General features: G+C 36.6%; 19 protein-coding genes. 11 read left to right on the top strand and 8 right to left on the bottom strand.

From position 1 onward, the window contains the following. Positions 1–106 precede the first annotated feature (106 nt). The 3 genes from ACK4R1_RS07570 to kdsB all read left to right on the top strand — a co-directional run bounded on the left by ACK4R1_RS07570 (position 107) and on the right by kdsB (position 3,798). The gene (locus ACK4R1_RS07570; RefSeq protein ID WP_409685338.1) at positions 107–1,528 is read left to right on the top strand and encodes an ATP-dependent RecD-like DNA helicase; all 1,422 of its coding nucleotides are present in this window, start codon (positions 107–109) and stop codon (positions 1,526–1,528) included. A 154-nt stretch (positions 1,529–1,682) separates the two neighbouring features. Beyond that, positions 1,683–3,032, top strand: a complete 1,350-nt coding sequence (locus ACK4R1_RS07575; RefSeq protein WP_409685341.1) for an alpha-amylase family glycosyl hydrolase — start codon at positions 1,683–1,685, stop codon at positions 3,030–3,032. A 40-nt stretch (positions 3,033–3,072) separates the two neighbouring features. Then, the gene (gene kdsB, locus ACK4R1_RS07580) at positions 3,073–3,798 is read left to right on the top strand and encodes a 3-deoxy-manno-octulosonate cytidylyltransferase (RefSeq protein WP_409685344.1); all 726 of its coding nucleotides are present in this window, start codon (positions 3,073–3,075) and stop codon (positions 3,796–3,798) included. On the opposite strand, the gene ACK4R1_RS07585 is transcribed toward kdsB, so the two are convergent. From ACK4R1_RS07585 to ACK4R1_RS07595, 3 genes are all read right to left on the bottom strand, one after another. Next, on the bottom strand, positions 3,795–4,088 hold the full coding sequence (locus ACK4R1_RS07585; RefSeq protein ID WP_409685347.1) for a potassium channel family protein: 294 nt from the start codon (positions 4,086–4,088) through the stop codon (positions 3,795–3,797). The two genes, kdsB and ACK4R1_RS07585, sit on opposite strands and share 4 nt — an antisense overlap. 74 nt (positions 4,089–4,162) lie before the next feature. Continuing rightward, positions 4,163–4,504: a hypothetical protein gene (locus tag ACK4R1_RS07590; RefSeq protein ID WP_409685350.1), complete on the bottom strand. Its 342-nt coding sequence runs from the start codon at positions 4,502–4,504 to the stop codon at positions 4,163–4,165. Further along, positions 4,504–5,166 (bottom strand): spermidine synthase, encoded by a 663-nt coding sequence (locus ACK4R1_RS07595; protein ID WP_409685353.1) that lies wholly within the window; start codon positions 5,164–5,166, stop codon positions 4,504–4,506. Before ACK4R1_RS07595 ends, ACK4R1_RS07590 begins: the two co-directional genes overlap by 1 nt. 56 nt (positions 5,167–5,222) lie before the next feature. Here ACK4R1_RS07595 and ACK4R1_RS07600 point away from each other — a divergent pair, with 56 nt between their 5' ends. From ACK4R1_RS07600 to ACK4R1_RS07625, 6 genes are all read left to right on the top strand, one after another. Then, complete coding sequence (locus ACK4R1_RS07600; protein ID WP_409685356.1) at positions 5,223–5,774, top strand: 1-acyl-sn-glycerol-3-phosphate acyltransferase; 552 nt, start codon at positions 5,223–5,225, stop codon at positions 5,772–5,774. Between the two features lie 61 nt (positions 5,775–5,835). Next, positions 5,836–6,867 (top strand): hypothetical protein, encoded by a 1,032-nt coding sequence (locus ACK4R1_RS07605; protein ID WP_409685359.1) that lies wholly within the window; start codon positions 5,836–5,838, stop codon positions 6,865–6,867. Between the two features lie 90 nt (positions 6,868–6,957). Next, positions 6,958–8,100: a M14 metallopeptidase family protein gene (locus ACK4R1_RS07610; protein ID WP_409685362.1), complete on the top strand. Its 1,143-nt coding sequence runs from the start codon at positions 6,958–6,960 to the stop codon at positions 8,098–8,100. Positions 8,101–8,173: 73 nt separating this feature from the next. Beyond that, positions 8,174–8,656: an Lrp/AsnC family transcriptional regulator gene (locus ACK4R1_RS07615; RefSeq protein ID WP_121313528.1), complete on the top strand. Its 483-nt coding sequence runs from the start codon at positions 8,174–8,176 to the stop codon at positions 8,654–8,656. A gap of 77 nt (positions 8,657–8,733) precedes the next feature. Further along, positions 8,734–11,319, top strand: coding sequence for a phosphoenolpyruvate carboxylase (locus ACK4R1_RS07620; protein ID WP_409685365.1), 2,586 nt, complete (start codon positions 8,734–8,736; stop codon positions 11,317–11,319). 24 nt (positions 11,320–11,343) lie between these two features. After that, the gene (locus tag ACK4R1_RS07625; protein ID WP_409685368.1) at positions 11,344–11,862 is read left to right on the top strand and encodes a DinB family protein; all 519 of its coding nucleotides are present in this window, start codon (positions 11,344–11,346) and stop codon (positions 11,860–11,862) included. A gap of 144 nt (positions 11,863–12,006) precedes the next feature. On the opposite strand, the gene ACK4R1_RS07630 is transcribed toward ACK4R1_RS07625, so the two are convergent. The 5 genes from ACK4R1_RS07630 to aroB form a co-directional block, all read right to left on the bottom strand. After that, complete coding sequence (locus ACK4R1_RS07630; protein ID WP_409685371.1) at positions 12,007–12,426, bottom strand: DNA primase; 420 nt, start codon at positions 12,424–12,426, stop codon at positions 12,007–12,009. Positions 12,427–12,437: 11 nt separating this feature from the next. Next, a complete protein-coding gene (locus ACK4R1_RS07635) occupies positions 12,438–13,412 on the bottom strand; it encodes a deoxyhypusine synthase family protein (protein WP_176305750.1) in 975 nt (324 codons plus the stop codon). A 124-nt stretch (positions 13,413–13,536) separates the two neighbouring features. After that, on the bottom strand, positions 13,537–14,937 hold the full coding sequence (locus tag ACK4R1_RS07640) for an arginine decarboxylase (RefSeq protein ID WP_409685374.1): 1,401 nt from the start codon (positions 14,935–14,937) through the stop codon (positions 13,537–13,539). A gap of 54 nt (positions 14,938–14,991) precedes the next feature. After that, the gene (locus ACK4R1_RS07645) at positions 14,992–15,171 is read right to left on the bottom strand and encodes a hypothetical protein (RefSeq protein WP_409685377.1); all 180 of its coding nucleotides are present in this window, start codon (positions 15,169–15,171) and stop codon (positions 14,992–14,994) included. 57 nt (positions 15,172–15,228) lie between these two features. Beyond that, positions 15,229–16,296 carry a 3-dehydroquinate synthase gene (aroB, locus tag ACK4R1_RS07650; protein WP_409685380.1) on the bottom strand — a complete coding sequence of 356 codons (1,068 nt, stop codon included), beginning with the start codon at positions 16,294–16,296 and terminating at the stop codon, positions 15,229–15,231. A 90-nt stretch (positions 16,297–16,386) separates the two neighbouring features. Here aroB and ACK4R1_RS07655 point away from each other — a divergent pair, with 90 nt between their 5' ends. Both ACK4R1_RS07655 and ACK4R1_RS07660 read left to right on the top strand, forming a co-directional pair. Then, a complete protein-coding gene (locus ACK4R1_RS07655) occupies positions 16,387–17,559 on the top strand; it encodes a proline dehydrogenase family protein (protein WP_409685383.1) in 1,173 nt (390 codons plus the stop codon). 111 nt (positions 17,560–17,670) lie between these two features. Then, positions 17,671–23,137: beta strand repeat-containing protein (locus tag ACK4R1_RS07660; RefSeq protein WP_409685386.1), on the top strand; the 5,467-nt coding region annotated here is incomplete at its 3' end.

The raw sequence follows: 23,137 nt of genomic DNA on the forward strand, positions 1-23,137 counted from the left end.
GTTTCAGTATCTATAACAATTTACGAGTAACTGTCTATTTTCTTTTCTCTATTTTCTTTGTTCTAAATCACTATATTTGAAATCCAATTATTCAGCATAAATCCAAATGACTTCCAGCCAGTTTTACAGTCTTTTACGCCAACAGTTTCCGTTTCAGCCGACTGTAAAACAGGACATTTTTTTCCAGCAGATTGCCGTTTTTTTAACCAATACCAATAAAGAAGAAATTTTTGTTTTAAAAGGTTACGCCGGAACCGGAAAAACCACCGTGATTTCTACTATTGTCAATAACTTAATCGAAGTCGATAAAAAATATGTGTTGTTGGCACCAACCGGTCGCGCCGCTAAAGTCATTGCCAATTATTCCAACAAACCGGCGTTTACGATTCACAAGAAAATCTATTTTCCGAAAAAAGGAAGTGGCGGTGGCGTTTCATTTACCATGCAAGCCAACAAACACAAAAACACCATTTTTATAGTCGATGAATCGTCGATGATTTCTGATGTGAATACCGAAGCGAAGTTGTATGAAAACGGTTCGTTACTCGATGATTTGATGTCCTATGTTTACAACGGAAACAATTGCAAGTTGATTCTTTTAGGCGATACGGCTCAATTGCCACCGGTGCAATTGGATGTAAGTCCGGCACTGAATACTGATGCGCTTTCGATGCATTACAACAAAGAAGTTTTCTCCATTGAACTCGATGAAGTTATGCGTCAGGAAGAGAAATCGGGAATTTTATTCAATGCCACCGAATTGCGAGAGATTTTGAAAAGCAGTTTTGTCGATACGTTTCAATTTAAGGTGAAAGGCTTCAAAGACATTGTTCGTTTGACCGATGGTTTTGATATACAAGATGCCATTCAAAGTGCTTACAGCAATTACAGTATTGAAGACACTTGTTTTATAGTGCGTTCCAATAAAAGAGCCAACCAATACAATCAGCAGATACGAACCCGAATTCTCGATAAAGAAAGCGAGCTTTCCGTAGGCGATTATTTAATGGTGGTGAAGAACAATTATTTTTGGCTCAAAGAAACCGACGAAGCCGGATTTATTGCGAATGGTGATATAGTAGAAGTTTTAGAGATTTATGCTTTTAAAGAATTGTACGGATTTAATTTCGCCAAAGTCAAAATCAGAATGGTCGATTATCCTAATCAGAAACCATTTGAAACCATAGTTTTATTGGACACGATTACCAGCGAATCGCCATCTTTAACCTATGAAGAAAGCAATCGTTTGTACCAAGAAGTGTTGAAAGATTACGAAGGCGAACCACAATACCGTAAATTCATCAAGGTCAAAAACAACGAATATTTCAACGCGCTTCAAGTGAAATTCTCTTACGCCATAACCTGCCACAAATCCCAAGGCGGACAATGGAATACGGTTTTTATCGAACAACCTTATTTGCCCAATGGGATTGATGTAGATTATGTTCGTTGGTTATACACCGCGGTAACACGTGCTAAAGACAAATTGTATTTGATTGGGTTTAAGGATGAGAGTTTTGTGGAATAGTTATTATGTTACTGAGTGCCTGAGTAGCTGAGTATAAATTTAAAACCACACCAATAACTTAAGATAAAAGAATTACTCAGCCACTTAGCTACTCAGCCACTCAAAATAAAAAAACTCAGTATCTTAGCCACTCAGAAACTCAGCCACTTCTAAAATGAAAAACTTCCTAAATATATTATTCTTCCTCTTTTTATTCTCAATCTTCCAAAGTTGTAGCAGCAATGATGATAGTGGCGATAACAATCCAAATTCAACGCCAACCACTTTTGTTGTTCCGGCAACAGAGAATATCGTGATGTATGAAATCAATCCGTCTCCGTTTAGTTTGACCCATGATTTTCAAGGCATTATTAATCGCTTAGATAATATAAAAGCTTTAGGGGTTAATACTATTTGGATTATGCCCATTTTTCCGACCGGTGAAGTAAATTCCTTTGGTTCTCCATATTGTGTGAAAAATTTTACCTCCATAAGAACAAGTTTGGGAACAATGGATAACTTCAAATTGTTGGTTGACAAAGCCCATGAAAAAGGTATTGCTGTAATTTTAGATTGGGTTGCCAATCATACGTCTTGGGATAATCCGTGGATTTATGCGCATCCGGAATGGTATACCCAAAACGGTAGCGGACAAATCGTAAGTCCGGCCGGAACCAATTGGAACGACGTAGCCGATTTGAATTTTAACAATGCCGAAATGCGTTTGGCGATGATAGCTGCCATGAAATTTTGGGTTGAAGAAACTGATATCGATGGATTCCGATGTGACGCCGCCGATTATGTACCTTATGATTTTTGGGTACAAGCCAATAAGGCCTTAAATGCTATTCCTAATAAAGATTTGATTTTACTGGCTGAAGGCGCGAGAGCAGACTATTTTGCAGCTGGTTTCCAAATGAATTTTGCTTGGGATTATATGAGTAATATTAAAAACGTATTCAATTTCAATCAGTCAAATGTCAATACGCTTTTCACTACCAATACTAATGAATACGCTGTGGTTCCTACTGGGAAAAAGAAATTGCGTTTCACCACCAATCATGATGAATCTTTTCATGCGACGCCAATAAGTGTTTATGATGGAAAATATGGAGCATTAGCCGCATCGGTAATTACTATTTTTATGCAAGGCGTTCCTATGTTGTATTGCGGTCAGGAAGTAGGAGTGACGTTGTCGTCCAATTATCAAGGAAATGCTGTAATTAACTGGAATTCCAATAGCGATATGCTTTTGGCTTACCAAAAGATGTTAGGATTCTACAATACTTCAACAACTGCAAGAACCGGAACGCTAACTAATCTCAGTTCGGCAGATGTAGCTGCTTTTCAAAAAAGTGGAAGCGAAGACGTTTTAGTGATTGTGAACGCACGATCAACTTCAAAAGCTTATGCCGTTCCAACGGTTCAACAAGGCAATTGGATCAATGCATTGACCAATGAAGCCATTACACTTTCAGGAAATATTTCGTTATCACCTTATCAATATTTAATTTTAAAAAGATAAACTTAGTAATTTAGCCACTCAGAACCTCAGTAACTCAACAATGAAAATCATCGCCGTCATTCCAGCCCGTTATGCATCCACCCGTTTTCCTGCCAAGCTAATGCAGGATTTAGGAGGGAAAACAGTTATTCTTCGCACTTATGAAGCAGCGGTTGCGACCGGATTGTTTCAGGATGTTTTTGTAGTGACGGATTCGATTTTAATTTATGATGAAATCATCAATCATGGTGGAAAAGCCATTATGAGTATTAAAGAACACGAAAGTGGTAGCGACCGAATTGCTGAAGCGGTTGAGCATTTAGATGTTGATATAGTGGTAAATGTACAAGGTGATGAACCTTTTATTAACGCAGCACCATTGGCCAAAGTAATTGAAGTTTTCCGTAATGATTTTGAGAAGAAAGTCGATTTGGCTTCACTAATGTTTGAAATCACTGACCTAGAGGAAATCAACAATCCTAATAATGTGAAAGTGGTAACCGACCAAAATGGGTTTGCTTTATATTTTTCGCGCTCTGTAATTCCTTATCCAAGAGAAGTGAATGTTGGTGTTCGTTATATGAAACACATTGGGATTTATGCTTTCCGCAAAGAAGCGTTGTTGGCCTTCTATCATTTGCCTATGAAATCATTAGAAGCTTCTGAGAAACTGGAACAATTACGCTACTTAGAGTTTGGTAAACGTATCAAAATGGTCGAAACCACGCACGTTGGTATCGGAATTGATACACCGGAAGATTTAGAAAAAGCTCGAAGATTACTTTAATTATCCTCGTTATCGTTACTAAAATAACCTTTTGATTTGACTTTTGTTGAAAAAAAGTTCAAGAACAATATCACAAACGATAAGAAAAACATGGCTTGTACCGATGCCAGAAATTTTCCAAAAGTAGTCACAGGATAATAATCTCCATATCCAATCGTATTAGAAGTCATTAGACTGAAATATATCGCATCTGACCAATGTCCAAACGGAATATTTGTATTGTTGCCCAAAGTGTAAAACACTCCAAATGCAATAACAACTTCTAAATAGTTAAAAAAAAGCAATAGCATGGAACGTTTGTATGATCGTGGACTCGAAAACAAATCTGAGGCAAATATTAATGTTGGTATATAGAGTATGGTTTCTAAAATAAGATAGACCAAAATAGTTTCAGATATGGTTTATTTTGCCAATCATTCACCAAAATCACCATCGGAAAGGCTACTTTAAGCAATATGTAAATATCCATGGCTAAATCTTTGTAAGCATAACCAATTTTACCGGCCAGCGTTTTTACATAAATACCCGGAAATAACAATTGAGATATAGAAAGGAACAGTCTGAATATTTTTTCAATTCCGTTGTCGTCCTGATGGTCATTGTTCCAAATGGATTTGATATTAAGTATTCTTCTCTCAATTGGATTGTACTTGGGTTTGAAGTCTTCTGATACTTTTCCTATCAATAATTTTTTTAAGAATCCCATTAGTTTAGTTTTTTAATAGTAAATAGTTCGTTGTGGGTTTCTACTTTGGGATACATTCGCAATGAATAATTACCGCCAAATTTATTTTTGTAAACCAAATTTCGTTCTTCGTCTTTTTTGTTAATCACCATCGTGTTGAACAAAATAAAGCCATTAGTATTGAGCAAATCATTGATTCGATTGATAAAGAAATCCTCAAACAAAAAATTGGGCATCGTGGTATCTTGAAAAATATCAATAATAATCAAATCGTATTGGACTTTGGTTTTCAAAACAAACTCAAAAGCATCATCAATTACAATCTCCAGATTCGGAATTTCATTTAGCTTAAAATATTGATTGGCAATGTCAACGATATGTTGGTCAATTTCTACACCGGTTATCTTTCCGGTAAATTTGATTTCATCGACTAATGTTTTGATGACACTTCCGCCGGCAACGCCCAGTACTAATATACTTTCAAACTTTTTAATGCGATCAAAACCTATATATTTTAAACCTTTACGCAATATACGTTGCAAACTGCCATAAGAGTAATTCGTATTTTTACTGTCTAAAACCAATTGGCCGTTGTTCCAAGTGACTTCCAACGTTTTGCTGACACCGGAATTTTTCTTGTGAATGTTAATCGGAACAAAATAGCTGAACAGTTTGCGAAGCATCGATTTTTTTTACCAAAAATAAGGGATTAATGTTAAATTTACACAAAATAAAGCCGATGAAAGCAGCACTTTATAAATTTATTTTTTTCCGATTAATGGGTTGGAAACTATTAGGAACTATGAATCCTGAAGTTAAAAAATGTGTCATGATGGTGATGCCGCATACTTGTAATTTCGACTTCTTCATAGGTTTATTTTGTCGAGGCATCATTGGTTTGGAAATGAATTTTGTGGGTAAAAAAGAGCTGTTCACTTTTCCTTTTGGGTATTATTTCAGAAGTATCGGTGGCGCGCCCTTAGACCGAAGCGGCGGAAAAAACAATGTTGATGCAACCGTTGAAGTTTTCAATTCCCGTGAAGTTTTCCGAATGGCGATTGCACCCGAAGGCACACGAAAAAAAGTAACCCAACTCAAAACCGGTTTTTATTATATCGCTTTTAAATCTAATGTTCCTATAATTCCCATTGCTTTTGATTACGCCAAAAAAGAAGTTAGAATTGGACAACCCATTTCGCTTTCAGGGAATTATGAAGAAGATATGAAAATAATTTTGCCCCATTTTAAAGGCGCTCAAGGCAAATTTCCCGAAAGACAATTCCAAGTGTAAAACCAAACTATTTTTTTTCTCGTACGTAGTTTAAGTCAATAATCAACAAAAACTATTTACAATGAAAAAAACAATTTTTACCCTGTCCTTATTGTCAATCGTGATGGTATCATGTTCAGACGATTCAAGCAACACAAACAATTCTTCAAGCGAACAATTAGAACGTTCAGCCAACAAAGAATTTATTCTTTTTACTACCAGTAATACTACTGGTAAAGTATCAGTCACAGATTACAATCAAAACACACCGGCAATCTCAAGTTTCACCGTAGCCTCAACAGATGCTGATGGTGCTTACTATTTTAGCGAAAGCGATGAATTTATTTTGGCCTCCAGAACCAACAACAGAGTAGAATCATACAGCGAAGTTATGGGTGCAGTTGCCATGAATTCACCAGCCTTGTCATTAACAGCAACAAGTACTTCTGATTTTACGAATGCGCGTGAAATTGCTGTATCCGGAGATAAAGTGGTGGTAGCCCAAGACCAATTTGCAGGGAATGGCAACGTAAACAAATTAATAGTTTACCAAAAAACGGCTTCCGGATTTACTTTATTAAACAGTTATATAGTGAATTTTAAAACTTGGGGAATTCATTTAGAAGGCAATACTTTATATGCTGTAGCTGATTTAGAAAGTGATTTGTTATCTTTTGAAAACTTCTTTGCCAATGCTGACGGTGCCATTTTTCCAACCAAAAGGGTAACAATTGAAGGATTGGTAAGAACTCACGGAATTACTTATTCAAAAAGAAGCAACACTATGGTTTTAACCGATGTAGGATTAGCTGCTTCTGATACTGATGGTGGAATTATTGTACTCAAAGGATTTACCGAATTGTTTGCGGCAACTCCAAACATGGGGACGATTACTATGAAAAAACAAATCAGAATATACGGTTCAGCCACTTCCTTAGGTAATCCTGTTGATGTGGCTTATGACCATTTCACTAAAACCATTTTTGTTGCCGAAAGATTAAACGGTGGCGGAAAGTTATTGACGTTTGATTTGCCAAATTCAAATGTAAACACGATGCCAACAAGCTCAAGACCAGAAGCCGGAGTTAGTAGCGTGTATCTTTTCAGAGAATAGTTATTTAATTGTTATAATTAGTGGAAAACCTTTGGTGCTTTGGTATCGAAGGTTTTTTTATGGCTTTGAATTTTTGCCTAAATTTGGCGCATGAATTATATAAACCTATACCAGCAATACAAGGAACAAAGCCTTTTTGGTCGATATATTACTTTAGAACATATTGAACCTTTATTGTTAAAATATCCGACTTCTGTTGTTGGCCATTCTGTTTTAGGGAAACCTATTTACCAATTGAGGTTAGGTAGTGGTAAAACCAAAATCTTTATGTGGTCGCAAATGCACGGCAACGAAAGCACCACCACAAAAGCTTTATTCGATTTTATTAATTTTCTACATTCAAATACTTCAGAAAGTGAAACAATTTTAAAGGCGTTTACGTTTTGTTTGTTGCCAATGTTAAATCCGGATGGCGCCGAATTGTACACTCGTGAAAATGCAAATAAGGTAGATTTAAACCGCGATGCTCAAGATTTATCCCAACCCGAAAGTAAAGTATTGCGACAAGTTTTTGAAACGTTTCAGCCTGATTATTGCTATAATCTTCATGACCAGAGAACCATTTTTGGTGTAGCGGATTCGGGTATTCCGGCAACTGTTTCGTTTTTGGCACCAGCTTATAATGAATCTCGTGATATTAATGAAGTTCGCACTAAAGCCATGAATGTCATTGTAGCGATGAATGAAACTTTGCAAACCTTAATCCCGAACCAGGTCGGAAGATTTGACGATTCGTTTAATATTAATTGTGTTGGTGATACATTTCAATTTTTAAAAGTACCGACAATTTTATTTGAAGCCGGGCATTTCCCAAATGATTATGAGCGTGAAGAAACCAGAAAATACATTTTTACAGCCTTACTGTCTGGAATTCAATATTTTTACGAAAACGATATAGTTGACAACAAAATCGATGATTATTTAAAAATTCCGCAAAATAAAGTCGTTTTTTATGATTTTGTTTATAAAAATGTTAAAATAAATTATGATGGTAATGAAAAAATTATCAATTTTGCAGCACAATACAAAGAAGTTCTAAATAAAGGTAAGGTTACTTTTGAAGCAAGGATTGCTCAAATAGATAATTTGGAAAATTATTTTGGTCATAATATACTTGACGCACAAGGTGAAACATATATTGACAACGTTGCTAATTTTCCGAATATCGAACAAAAAGCTGATTTTTATTTAGGAAAAAATATAAAAGTAGTTAATGGCTTGATAAAAAATTAACAATTAACTTTTTTTATTGAAAAAAATGTATTTTTTTTGCCGTAGATTTTAAATAAACCAATAAATAGTTTTTATGAGTAAGTTTCGCTTAGATGAAGTAGACCACCAAATCTTGGATATGTTGATTGACAACACCAGAATTCCATTCACTGATATCGCTAAGAAATTATTAATTTCTGCCGGAACAGTTCACGTTAGAGTGAAGAAAATGGAAGATTCAGGAATTATTATGGGTTCATCATTGTCTTTGGATTATGAAAAATTAGGGTATTCATTCATCGCTTATGTTGGTGTGTTTTTGAATAACACTTCTCAAACTAAATTCGTTTTAGAAAGAATCAACGAAATTCCATACGTAACCGTTGCTCACGTAACTACCGGAAAATTCAATATCTTCTGTAAAATCAGAGCAAAAGATACCAAACACGCAAAAGATGTAATCTTCATGATTGACGATATCGAAGGTGTTTACAGAACTGAAACCATGATTTCACTAGAAGAAAGTATCAACGACAAAAAACGTTTGATGCACACTATCTTCCAAGAGTTAGACTAGTTAGAATCAAAATATATTTAAGACCTCAAGTGAAAGCTTGAGGTTTTTTTATTAATTTAAGCCAAAATTCCTGTGCCATGTACACTTTACCAAAAATCGAGCGCTTCAACCAAAATGTATTGTCTAAGTATCACATTTACAATAGTGTATTTATCACGTTACCATTTGACGCCATTGACAACACCGGCGTTTTATTGCCTTTGTTTTCCGAAGTTTGCGAAAGCGGATTTAAAAATAATTGGTCACCTAAACAAATTGTAGATTTCTTTGCTGATAAATATTTAGATAAAGCTACAGAAGAACAAAAAATCGACTTGATGTTTCGCTTTATTCAATATGTTGAGCGCCAAATCGTTTTGTTTGATGCCATAGAAGATGCAGCTTTTCCCATAGTCAATAATTTGGAAGGTCGCGGTTCGTTACGCGATATCAAAGAAAAAACAGAAGCCAAAGACAAACGAAAAGAACTAATCGATTTTTTGGAAACTTTTAATGTGCGTACGGTTTTAACAGCGCATCCAACGCAGTTTTATCCGGGTTCAGTACTTGGAATTATTACTGATTTGACTGAAGCGGTGAAGGTTAACAATTTGATAAAAATCAAGCAATTATTGGCACAACTCGGTAAAACACCATTTATCAAAAAAGAAAAACCAACGCCTTTTGACGAAGCGGTAAGTTTGATTTGGTATCTCGAAAATGTATTTTACCAAACCATAGGCGAGATGATGCAGTATTTGCAAAAGAATATTTTCGAAGGCAATATCATCGAAAATCCAATCATCAATTTAGGCTTTTGGCCGGGTGGCGATAGAGATGGCAATCCGTTTGTAACACCTGAAATTACTGAGAATGTGGCGAAGCGTTTGCGAACATCTATCCTTAAATGTTACTATTTTGATGTCAGAAACCTTAAACGAAAATTGACTTTTAATGAAGTTGATACCATTATATCGGGATTAGAGTTCAAACTTTATCGCTCTGTTTTTTATTCGCAAGGTGAGGTGTTTATCACTTTGGAGGAACTGAAAAATGAACTCAATATTGTCAAACAAATCATTATCGACAAACACCAATCGTTGTATTTGGATGAAATTAATTTACTGTTGCAAAAAATCACGCAGTTTGGGTTTCATTTTGCATCGTTGGATATTCGCCAAAACAGTAAAATTCACAATCAGGTTTTTGACGATATCGTGGCATTCTTAAAAAGAGAAAAGGAACTCTATTTTCCGGAAGATTTTGATTCGATGTCAGAAACCGATAAAATGGAAGTGGTTTCGAAGTTGAAGTTTAATTTAAACCACCATTTCTTCGAAAACGAATTGACGCGTTCTACTTTGGACACTATAAAACTGATGCGCGAAATTCAAAACGATAACGGCGAAAAAGGCTGTAACCGTTATATCATCAGCAATAATGAAAGTGCTTTGAATGTAATTGAAACCTTTGCCATGTTCCGATTATTGAATTGGGAAAATCCAACGGTGGATATTATTCCGTTATTCGAATCGGTTGACGATTTACAAAAAGCCCATGAAATTATGGCGCAATTGTACCAAAATGTTGCTTATCGAAATCATTTAAAAGAACGAAAAGACAAGCAAACGGTAATGCTCGGTTTCTCAGACGGAACCAAAGATGGCGGTTATTTGATGGCGAATTGGAGTATTTTCAAAGCCAAAGAAATGATTACCAAAATCTCCCGAGAATACGGAATCAAAGTCATTTTCTTCGATGGTCGTGGTGGTCCGCCGGCGCGTGGTGGTGGAAAAACCAATAAATTTTACGCTTCCTTGGGTTCTACCATTGAAAACCAAGCGATACAAGTTACGGTGCAAGGACAAACGATCAGTTCTAATTTCGGTACTTTAGATTCTTGTCGTTATAATTTAGAAAACCTTTTGAGTGCAGGTGTTGCCAATGAAATTTTCAATAAAGACGAAAACAATTTGACCGAATCAGAAAAAGCCATTATTGACACTTTGGCGGAATTAGGTTATAAGAAATACATCGACTTCAAAAACCATCCGAAGTTTATTCCGTATTTGGAGCAAATGAGTACGTTGAAATATTATGCTAAAGCCAACATCGGTAGTCGTCCGTCAAAACGGAACACTGATGATCAATTGAATTTCGCCGACTTAAGAGCGATTCCGTTTGTGAGTTCATGGAGTCAAATGAAACAAAACGTTCCCGGGTTTTTTGGCGTAGGAACAGCTTTAAAGTATTTTGAAACCAATAACCGTTGGGAAGAAGTTCAAAGCTTATACAACAACTCTTTATTCTTCAGAACTTTATTGGAAAACACCATGATGTCTTTGGCTAAGAGTAATTTTGCTTTAACCGCTTACATGAAAAATGATCCTGAGTTTGGTGAATTTTGGCAAATTATATTCAACGAATTTCTGGAAACCAAACGCTTACTTTTAAAAATTGCCGGTCATACCGAACTGATGCAAAATTATCCCGATGGGAAAGCTTCAATCGCAATGCGTGAGCAAATAGTGTTGCCGTTACTGACGATTCAACAATATGCTTCATCACAAATTAATGCGTTGAAAAAGCAATCGACGTTTGACGAAAAATTAGTCAGTACTTATGAAAAATTGGTAACGCGTTCATTGTTTGGGAATACGAATGCGAGTCGGAATTCGGCTTAAATCAATTAATATTTAACAATCATCATGAAAAAATCACAACTTCACACCGATGAATATGCCGCTTATTACGGCACTTATATCGATACTGTTACTGAAGAATATAACTTGGTAGAAGAACTTGAAATTTCAGTACATCGCTTAGTGAAATTTGTCCAAAATATTCCGATGGATAAGTTTGACTATCGCTACGCCGAAGGCAAATGGACGATTAAAGACATTTTGTTACACCTTATTGATGCCGAAAGAATTTTTGCTTACCGAGCTTTGCGATTCGCCCGAAATGACCAAACGCCTTTGGCTAGCTTTGATGAAAATACTTATGTAGATGAAGCCAATGCCAACAGCAGAAGTATTCAGGATTTGTTGAGTGAAATGTTAGTGGTTAGACAATCGACTTTGGCTTTATTCAAATCATTTTCAAAAGAACAATTGTTGCGAAGAGGTATTGCTTCTAATAATACGATGTCAGTCAGAGCTTTAGGATTTACGATTATTGGTCACCAAAATCACCACCAGCGAGTGTTTGAAGAAAGATATTTGTGAAAATTACGAATTAAGAATTACGAATTATGAATTGGTGATTGTACAAAAAAGAACTGGTATTTGTTCCAAAAAAAAATCCCAAATTCACATTTGAACTTGGGATTTTTTTATTTCTTAATTCGTAATTTCTAATTCGTAATTCTATTACTCTTCGTCGTCATCGTCGTCAAAGTTATCCGAATCAGCTTCTTCATCGTCATCATCGTCGTCATCTGCATCATCAGATCCGCCACCATCTTTAAGTAAATCTACTTCTTCATCGTCTTCATCAGCGGTAATAGCATCTTCATCATCATCTAAACCTTTAATTGGTTCGATAGGTTCGATTACAGAATCCAAATCGTCTTCTTCATCAAATTTTTCCATACGACTCGCCAGTTTTGTACTTACTTTAACCAAGTAAATAGTATCTTCTGTTCGTACTTCAACCGCTTCAATCAACTCGTTTTGAGCATTTCTGAAACGAATAATGTCGGTGTCGTCATAACCTTCAGGAAACTTTTCTACTAATAAATTTAGAATGTCTCCGGTTAGTTTGGCATAGTCTACAATAATTCTTCTCATAAAAAAATCTTTTATAAATCTAGTAAGTAAGCAAAAATTAACGGTGCCACAATGGTAGCATCCGATTCAATGATAAATTTAGGGGTATGTATGTCAAGTTTTCCCCAAGTGATTTTCTCATTTGGGACAGCACCTGAATAGGAACCGTAACTTGTAGTAGAATCAGAAATTTGGCAAAAATAACTCCAAAACGGAACGTCGTGCATTTCCATATCTTGGTATAACATTGGTACTACGCAAATTGGAAAATCTCCGGCAATTCCACCACCAATTTGGAAGAAACCAACGCCTCTTCCTGAGGAGTTTTTCGGATACCAATCGGCTAACCACATCATGTACTCGATGCCGCTTTTCATGGTTGTCGGTTTGAATGTGCCTTTGATGCAATAGGAAGCAAAAATGTTCCCCATAGTACTGTCTTCCCAACCCGGAACTACAATCGGCAAGTTTTTCTCGGCCGCAGCTACCATCCAAGAATCTTTCGGATCAATTTCGTAGTATTGTTTTAACACGCCGGAGTTGATCATTTGGTACATGAACTCATGTGGAAAATAACGTTCTCCTTTTGAATCAGCATTGTGCCAAATATCGTATAAATGGGATTGTAATCTTCTAAAAGCTTCTTCTTCAGGAATACAGGTATCGGTAACTCTGTTGTAATGGTTTTCTAATAAATCCCATTCTTCTTGTGGGGATAAATCACGGTAATTGGGTACTCTTTTATAAGAATTGTGGGCTACCAAATTCATAATGTCTTCTTCCAAATTGGCACCAGTACAAGAAATAATGTGCACTTTGTCTTGGCGAATCATTTCGGCTAACGATTTTCCTAACTCGGCTGTACTCATCGCACCGGCCAAAGTAATCATCATTTTACCATTGTCAAGTAAGTGTTCTTCATAACCTTTTGCCGCGTCAACTAAGGCCGCCGCGTTAAAGTGAAGGTAGTTTTTTTCTATAAACTGACTGATTGGTCCTTTGCTCATTGTCGTTTGTTTGTTGTTTGTAGTTTGCCTGTCAAAGAAAAACTTTTTTTTGCTGACGGCAAACACTTTTTTGAAAAATTATTATAAATGTAAAATTGCTTTTTAGGTTCTGGTTTACAAAGAATTATCGCTTTTCGTAACCTAATATTTTCAATACATCATCTGAATTTTGTTGCTCAGAGAAGACTTCGGTAGCTAAAATTCCGTTCTCATCACGGTCAATCAAAATATGTTTCGGTTGCGGAATCAAACAGTGATGCAATCCACCAAAACCGCCAATCGTTTCCTGATACGCACCGGTATTGAAGAATCCGATGTATAAAGGTTTTTCTTTGTTGTATTTGGGTAAATAAACGGCATTCATATTTTGCTCAGAGTTGTAATAATCATCGCTATCACAAGTCATTCCTCCTAAAAGTACACGTTCATAAGTGTCGTTCCAACGGTTAATGGCCAACATCACAAAGCGTTTGTTAATTGCCCAAGTATCGGGTAAAGTCGTAATGAAAGACGAGTCAATCATATTCCATTTTTCTCTGTCGTTTTGTTGTTTTTGGTACAACACTTGGTAAATCGCGCCGCCACTTTCGCCTACGGTAAACGAACCGAACTCTGTGAAAATATGTGGCACATCTACTTCAGCTTCTTCACAAGAAATTTTGATTTGGTTTACGATTTCGTCAATCATATATTGGTAATCGTACTCAAAAGCCAAAGAGTTTTTGATTGGGAAACCACCGCCTATATTCAAACTATCCAGTGTTGGACATTCTTTTTTCAACGCTACGTACACTTTCATACATTTTAGCAATTCGTTCCAATAGTAAGCTGTGTCGCGAATGCCGGTATTGATAAAAAAGTGAAGCATTTTCAGCTCTACATTTTTATTTTCCTCAATTTGTTTTCTGTAAAAAGGGACAATGTTTTTGTAGCCAATGCCTAAACGAGAAGTATAGAACTCAAATTTTGGTTCTTCTTCGGCTGCAATTCTGATTCCGATTTTGAATTTACCATCAATGGCTTCTTGTAACAAGTCCAATTCTTCGTAATTGTCAATAATTGGAATGGTTTTGTTGTGACCATTGTTGATTAAACGCGCTATGTTCTCGATATATTGTTCTCTTTTGAAACCGTTACAAATCACATAAGTGTTTTTGTTGATTTTGCCTTGCGCCATTAAGTTTTCTACAATATTAATGTCGAAAGCCGAAGAGGTTTCAATGTGAATATTGTTTTTAAACGCTTCATTCATTACAAAACTGAAGTGAGAACTTTTGGTACAATAGCAATAATAATACTTGGCTTCGTACTTGTTTTTCTCCATGGCTTTTCTAAACCAACCTTTGGCTTTGTTGATGTTGTTAGAAATTTGCGGCAGGTAAGTAAATTTTAAAGGCGTTCCGTATTGTTCTACCAATTTCATCAAATCAATATTGTGAAACTGAAGTGTATCTTTATTTAAGGTGAATTCTTCTTGTGGAAAGTAGAATGTTTGATTGATTAAGTCGAAATATTTAGTGTTCATTTAGCTTGTAGAATTTTTAAATTAATTATTTTTTGTAGGCAAAATAATCTCGGTTCAAACTCTAATATTGGCATAAATGATGGGTAGTTTTTCTTGAAACAGAAAGGTAATGGGTGAACACAAAGCAGTAGAATCAGATTTTTGTCTTAAAAAAGCCGAAGTAAAAGCTAAGAAACCGTTAGTAATTTCTTGACTATAAATACTGTAGTTAGTAGTGTTGACACATTTTTTCATTGGGGCAAATGTAAAAAATAATACATTCCAAACACAAGTATTATCATTAAAAAAAAATTACTTTTTATATTCGGTAAAAGATTTCGTAATCAACTCATTGTCAACTTCTTGGTTGATTTTGATTTTACCAATACCATCAAGTAAAGCAAATTGGATTTTTCCGTACTCATTTTTCTTGTCGTGAATCAATAAATCGACTATCGGTTGCAGGTCATTTTCGTCAAAATCAATTCTCTCAAAAACAGCATTGATCGTATTTTTGATTTCGTAGAATTCTGTTTCGGTTAATAATTCTTTTTGCCAAGAAATATAACTTTCTAATATCATTCCGGCCGCAATGGCTTCTCCATGTAATAAAGTTTTTTTGTTTTCGTTTTCGAGAAAATAACTTTCAATGGCGTGACCTAAAGTATGTCCGAAATTCAAGGCTTTTCGTATGCCGTTTTCGGTTGGGTCTTGCATTACGATATCGTTTTTGATTTCGATTGAACGGTGAATCAATGCATCAAAATCGGCAAAATCAGCTTGACTTAAATCCTTGAATTGTTTCCAATAGTTTTCGTCAAAAATTAATCCGTGCTTCAACATTTCTGCTAAACCTGAGCGCATTTCGTTTTGGGATAAAGTCGATAAAAATTCGGTGTCTATTAAAACAGTTTTCGGAATATTGATTACTCCGATTTGGTTTTTCAGATTGCCTAAATCGACACCATTTTTGCCTCCAATAGACGCATCAACCATGGCTAATAATGTGGTTGGAATATTGATAAAATCGATACCTCTTTTGAAAGTTGAAGCTACAAATCCACCAATATCAGTGATTACGCCTCCGCCAATGTTAATCAAAACGGTTTTTCTATCGGCACCCAATTCGGTTAAGATATTCCAAATTTCAACACAAGTATTGATGTTTTTTTCGGCTTCGCCCGATTCGATTTCGATAATTTCAATGGTTTTATCGGTGGCCAAAAAGGATAAAAATCTTAGTAAGCACTTTTCATTGGTGTTGTTATCTACTAAAATGAAAAGGGAAGAATAATTGTTTTTGGCTATAAAATCATTGAGAGTTTCATATTCCTTTTCTCCGAATAAAACAGGATAACCGTTGGCTTGAATGGTTTGCATTTTTTTGTCAAATTGTGCCCCAAAAATAAGGTAAAAATTGATATATAATCTCCTAAAGACTATTTATATTTGTGGCATTAATACATTACAATGGAAAAAATTTTCAACAATACCAAAGTGGCTTTTGCTCTAAAAACGGACACTGAATTAGACCGAGCTTATTTTTTATTTAAAATGATTGACAATGAACCATTGGTTCGCATTGGAACAGCGGTGACCAACTTTGCTTTAAAAGCACATTTGCCGGTTGAAGGATTAATCAGAGCGACTGTTTTTGATCATTTTTGTGGCGGAACAACCGAAGATGATTGTTTGTCAGTAGTAGATAAAATGTACACCAAAGGCGTTTCTTCGGTATTGGATTATTCAGTAGAAGGTAAGGAAGAAGAAGAACAATTTGATGCTGCTTTGGAAATGACGTTGAAAACTATTGAGTTTGCTAAAGAAAAACAGGCAATTCCTTTTGCAGTTTTCAAACCAACAGGTTTTGGACGTTTCTATTTATATGAAAAATTAGGCGAAAAACAACCTTTAACTCCCGAAGAACAAAAGGAATGGAATAGGGTAGTGGCGCGTTTTGATGCAGTTTGTAAATCGGCTCATGAAAAAGATGTTGCTTTGTTGATTGATGGAGAAGAAAGTTGGATGCAAGACGCGGCGGATGATGTTGTTACCGATATGATGCGCAAATACAATAAGGAAAAGTGTATCGTTTTCAATACGCTGCAACTGTACCGTCATGATCGATTGGATTATTTGAAAAAGTTGCATGAGCAAGCCAAAGCGGAAGGATTTTACATCGGAATGAAATTGGTTCGCGGTGCTTACATGGAAAAAGAAAACAAGCGCGCAGAAGAAAAAGGTTACCCATCTCCAATTTGCGAAAGTAAAGAAGCTACTGACATCAATTATGATACAACAGTAGTTTACATGATGGAAAATTTAGACCGAATGTCGATTTTTGCCGGAACCCACAATGAGTTGAGTTCTTACAAGCTGATTGAATTAATGGAAGCCAAAGGTGTTCTGAAAAATGATAATCGTATTTGGTTTGGTCAATTGTATGGTATGAGTGATAACATAAGCTATAATTTGGCAGCGCATGGTTATAATGTAGCCAAATATCTGCCTTTTGGACCGGTTAGAGATGTTATGCCATATTTAATTCGAAGAGCGGAAGAGAATACCTCGGTTGCCGGACAAACAAGTAGGGAACTTAACTTGTTAAAAACAGAAAGAGACCGTAGAAAAATAGAAAAGTAAAGAAAAGACCTCATTTGTTTGAGGTTTTTTCATTAAAATATTAAAAATCAATATATTTGGGAGTTGTTTACCAGCTATTACCAAACTGAATCTACTTTAAAGTTGTTGTATATGAAGATTATTACTCGATTAAAAAATATATTATGTGTTGTCCTAACCTTATTTACTTTTCAAGGATTTTCACAAAATCTTCTCACTAACGGAGATTTTGAGACCGGAAGTGTTATAGGTTTTTTTAGTAATGGTGCCGGATATGTTAGGATATTCCCACCGTTTTCAGGTACCACAAATACCGGAAATTGGGCACTGACTACTGATCCGTTTCCAATGAACACCGCTTCTTTTGTTACTTCAGGCGATCACACTTCCGGTTCCGGATTCATGATGATTGTGGATGGAAATACTACTGGTGGACAACAAAACTTTTGGGAAGCCGGTAACGGTGGTGGCGGAGTTTGTGGTTTAACGGCTGGTACGACCTATACTTTTAGTTATTGGATTAGATCAGTTTACGGACCTGTTGCAGGTTCACCTACACCGGCAAATATTGGTGTTCAAATTTTGAATGCTAACTCAGTTACTTTAGTTTCTGGGAGTGCTATTGCACCTCCCACAGCTTCGGGCTGGCAACAAGTGGTTTACACTTTTGTAGCGAATGGCCCTTGTGCTAATATTAAATTATTTAATAATAATACTAGTGCGGTTGGTAATGATTTTGCAGTAGATGATTTTTCAGTAACTGCGCCGCCTTTACCCTTAAATATTTCAAACACTGTATCAAATGTTTCTTGTCCTAATGCTAATGATGGCTCTATTATTATTTACGGAATAAATGGGGTTCAACCTTATGTTTCTTATTCAATTTCAGGAACAGTTAATCAAACCTTGACAACGGGAATTTTTACCGGACTTCCGGCAGGTACCTATAGTATTTCAGTAACTGATAGCAATAGTCCGGCTTCAACAGCAACTTTGTCAAACATAGTCATCACACAACCGACCGGATTAACAGTTAGTGCTAGTCCAACTACTATCTGTTCTGGAAGTAGTAGCAACCTTTCGGTTAGTGGAAGTACAAGTCCGTACACTTGGACTGCATCTCCTCCTGATCCAAGTTTGACGACACCCAATAGTGCTACACCAACCGTTAGTCCGACACAAACGACAACATATACCGTAACTTCAACGGCAACATCAATTAGGGATTTAATTTTTAATGGAGACTTTTCACAAGGTAATACCGGATTCTCCTCTGATTATCAATATTTGGCAGTTACCGTTCCGGCAGGGACTCAAAAAACTTATGGCATAGTAGCCAATTCAAATGCTTGGTTTGCGGGTTTTTCTTCTTGTACGGCAAACGGTGGTGTAGGAAATATGATGGTTGTTGATGGGTCAAATCTCAATGCCGGAAATGATAGTGTTTGGTGTCAAACGGTAGCCGTAGTTCCAGGTCAAAACTATACCTTTAGCTATTGGATTCAGACAGTTGCAACTCCTAATCCTGCAAATATAGAAGTTCTCATTAACGGCATTTCGGTGGGAACGGCATTAGCTCCTGCTACTGCTTGTGGCTGGGTTCAAAGATCATATGTGTGGAATTCAGGCGCCAATACAACGGCTCAAATTTGTTTGTATGACAGAGTGATTACCGCGAGCGGAAATGATTTCGCTTTAGACGACATCTCTTTTACAGGAGCAGTAACTTGTAATTTGTCGGAATCAGTAACTGTAACGGTTGCACCTTCACAGACACCAACAGTTTCATGTGGTGTTTCTACTTCATCTTCTGTTAATTTTAGTTGGAATCCTGTACCTGCTTCGGGTGGTAATTACAACATCTCATACACCATTAATGGTGGCGCAACAATATCAGCGGGAACTACTACATTAACAACATTTACTTTAAATTCATTAAATGCCAATGATGTAGTTCAAATCACAGTCGCTCCTATAGGAAATAATTGTTATTCCGCCGGAACTGCTACTTGTATTGCAGCTACGGCATGTGTTGTACCTGTGGTTTCAGTTACCCAACAACCAACATGTACTATACCAACAGGAACAATTGTTTTTACTAGTCCTTTGAATAGTGGAACTCCATTACCAATTCCATCTGATTTATTTATTTCTGAAGTAACTGATGAGAGTTCGGGAGCTTTGTCTTACATTGAGATTTTTAATGGTACCGGTGCCCCTAAAAATTTAGCCAATTATAAGTTAAAGGTTTACAATAATGGCAATCCGACTCCCTCCAATTTTTGTGATTTTGCACTAACAGGAACTTTGAATAACAATGCAGTTTATGTAGTTAGCGTCGGAAGTCCGACAAATCAAGGAGGAGTTGTACCAAATTTAGTGGTTAGTGCTTGCCCAGGTTTCAATACTAATGATAATGTGCGTTTGGCTACTAGTGCTGATGTTGAATTTGATTTGTGGGGAAGGACGGATGGAATCGATTTTACTCCCGCCAATCAATCTGGTTATACTTATAGAAGACTTGCTGTTGCTCCTCATCCAACAATGACATGGAATCCGGCTGATTGGACGGCATTAGATCCACAAGATTACACCAATATTGGAACTTATTCATATCAAGCCGTTAATTACGAATATAGTGTCAATGGGACAACGTATCAATCAAGTCCAACGTTCACCGGTTTGGCTCCTGGAACTTATAATGTAACTGTTAGGGACTTAGTTAGTGGTTGTGTATCTACACCGATTGCTCTTGTAGTCAATCCTATTCCTGTTGCTACTGCGCCAACTGTTGTTTCACCTATTACTTATTGCCAAAATGTAACAGCAAGTCCATTGACCGCTACACCTTCCACCGGAGGAACTTTAAATTGGTATGGTACTAATGCGGTTGGCGGTACTTCGTCTTCAACTGCTCCCACACCTTCAACTACAACTCTCGGTTCAACTACCTATTATGTAAGTCAAACAATTGGCGGCTGTGAAAGCCCAAGAGCTGCCATTGTTGTAACAGTTGCTGTTTCGGGTGGTACTTTGAATTTAATTTGTGGAGCTGCCACCATTCCATTTGTACAAACAGAATTTGATTGGAATAATATTCCCGGGTCTGGAATTTCAATGATGGCTTACACTTATACGATGTTTGGTAATCCACCAGTATCTGGTGTTCTAAATACGGGTGCTGTTGGAACTCATTTAGTTATTCCAAATCCGAATAATTTGCCTATTACAATGACTATTACTCCGGCTAACGGAACTGTATGTGTTGCTCCGGCGACTCTTACTTGCGGTTGCACATCACCGCAAATAAATGCAATAGCAAACCAAGTTTTTTGTGGAAACAGTTCAATAAGCCAACTCAATTTTACTACAGCGGATGCTTATGATACAGTTAGTTGGACTAATAGCAATACTGCTGTAGGTTTGGCCGCAAGTGGAACAGGAAACGGTTTGTTTTTACCCGCCTTTACCTCTGCAGATGTTTTAACAACTCAAGTGGCGACAATTACAGTTATTTTGACCAAAAATGGTTGCGTTGGACAGCCAAGAACTTTCACAATAACAATTAATCCTCAGCCCGTTTTAGTGATTACTAATCCTGCAGCGGTTTGTGCTCCTGCTTCTATTAATTTAACTATACCGACAGTTACCGCAGGAAGTACAGGAGGTGGTACTTTAACTTATTGGACCAATGCTGCGGCAACTACTCCTTTGGCTAATCCTACAGCAGTAACGGTAAGTGGAACTTATTATATAAAAAGCACTGTTGGTTCTTGTTCAGATGTTGAACCGGTAACCGTTACCATAAATCCTACCCCGGTATTGGTTATTAACAATCCACCTGCCGTTTGTTTACCGGCGACTGTTAATTTGACTTTGCCTGCAGTCACTACTGGAAGTACCGGTGGTGGTACTTTAAGCTATTGGACTGATGCGGCTGGAACGATTGCATTAGCAGCACCAAATGCTATAACTACAAGTGGTACTTATTATATCAGAAGTACACTTGGTTCATGTTCCGATATTGAGCCTGTTACTGTGACTATAAATCCTTCGCCGGTTTTAAATATTAGTAGTCCCGCGTCTGTTTGTTCTCCTTTAACGGTTAATTTAACCTCACCTTCAGTTACTTCGGGAAGTACAGGAGGAGGCACTTTAAGTTATTGGACCAATGCAACAGCAACAAATCCTTTAACTACGCCGAATGCTGTAGCAACTAGCGGTACCTATTACATTCAAAGCTCGTTAGGTTCTTGTACAGATATTGAACCAGTAGTTGTTACTGTTAATCCTTCTCCTGTTTTAAATATCAATACTCCTGCTGCAGTTTGTGCTCCAGCTACGGTTAATTTGACTTTGCCGGCAGTTACTATAGGTAGCACAGGTAGTGGCACCTTATCTTATTGGACCAATCCAGCAGCAACAATTGCGTTGGCTAATCCAAACACTATTACTACTAGTGGAACCTATTATATTCAAAGTACAGTAGGTTCATGTTTCGATATAGAGCCCGTGACAGTAATTATTAATCCTTCACCGCTTTTAAATATCAACAATCCTTCGCCGGTTTGTTCTCCAGCATCAGTCAATTTAACTTTGCCGGCAGTTACCGCAGGAAGTACAGGAGGAGGAACTTTGACTTATTGGACTAATGCTGCAGGAACGATAGCATTAGCAACACCAAGTGCGGTAACCACCAGCGGAACTTATTATATTCAAAGTACCCTTGGTTCTTGTTCTGATATAGAACCAGTAACCGTTGTTATAAATCCAACAGTTACCCCAACTTTTAATATTACAACTTCTATTGTTTGTTCAGGTGATGTTATTGCTCCTTTACCAACAACTTCTTTGAATGGAATATCAGGGACTTGGAGTCCGGCTTTAAACAATATTGCAACGACTACTTATACATTTAATCCAACTCCTAGTGTTGCTATTCCTTGTCCATTACCAACTACTTTTCAAATTCAGGTGGTCCCTCAAATAGATCCTGTTGTATCTATAGTTGAATCTTGTAATTCAAACTCAGTTACTGTTACCAGTCCTATTGGGGTTAATTATGAATATTCATTGGATGGTGGAGCTTATCAATCTAACCCAGTATTTAATAATCTTACAGCAGGTGCTCACACTATTGTGGCTCATCAAATTGCCGCTGATTGTTTTTCAAATGCAACAAGTTTTACTATTAATCCGGTAGTTAATGATGTTTTTGTAAATATTCCACAACCATTGCGTTATTGTGATCCTAGTAACGATGGTTTTGTGATTTTCAATTTATCTCAAGTTATAAATTCAATTACAGGTGGTAATCCTTACAACGTTACTTTTCATGAAACTATAGTCGATGCAAATATTGATGGAACTTCAATTCCTGATATTAATAATTATGAAAACATTAATCCATGGTTGCAGACTGTTTATGTCCGAGTTGAATCAAATGTTACCAATTGTTTTGAGGTTGTGTCATTACAGTTAATAGTTGACCCAACCCCTGAAGCTACCGAGCCTGATGATTATCAGCTTTGTGATTATACCGGACAAGTAGGATATGAGTCTTTTGACTTGACAACAACAATTCCACAAATATTAGGGA

Source organism: Flavobacterium sp., from assembly GCF_046293665.1.
Classification (GTDB): Bacteria; Bacteroidota; Bacteroidia; order Flavobacteriales; family Flavobacteriaceae; genus Flavobacterium.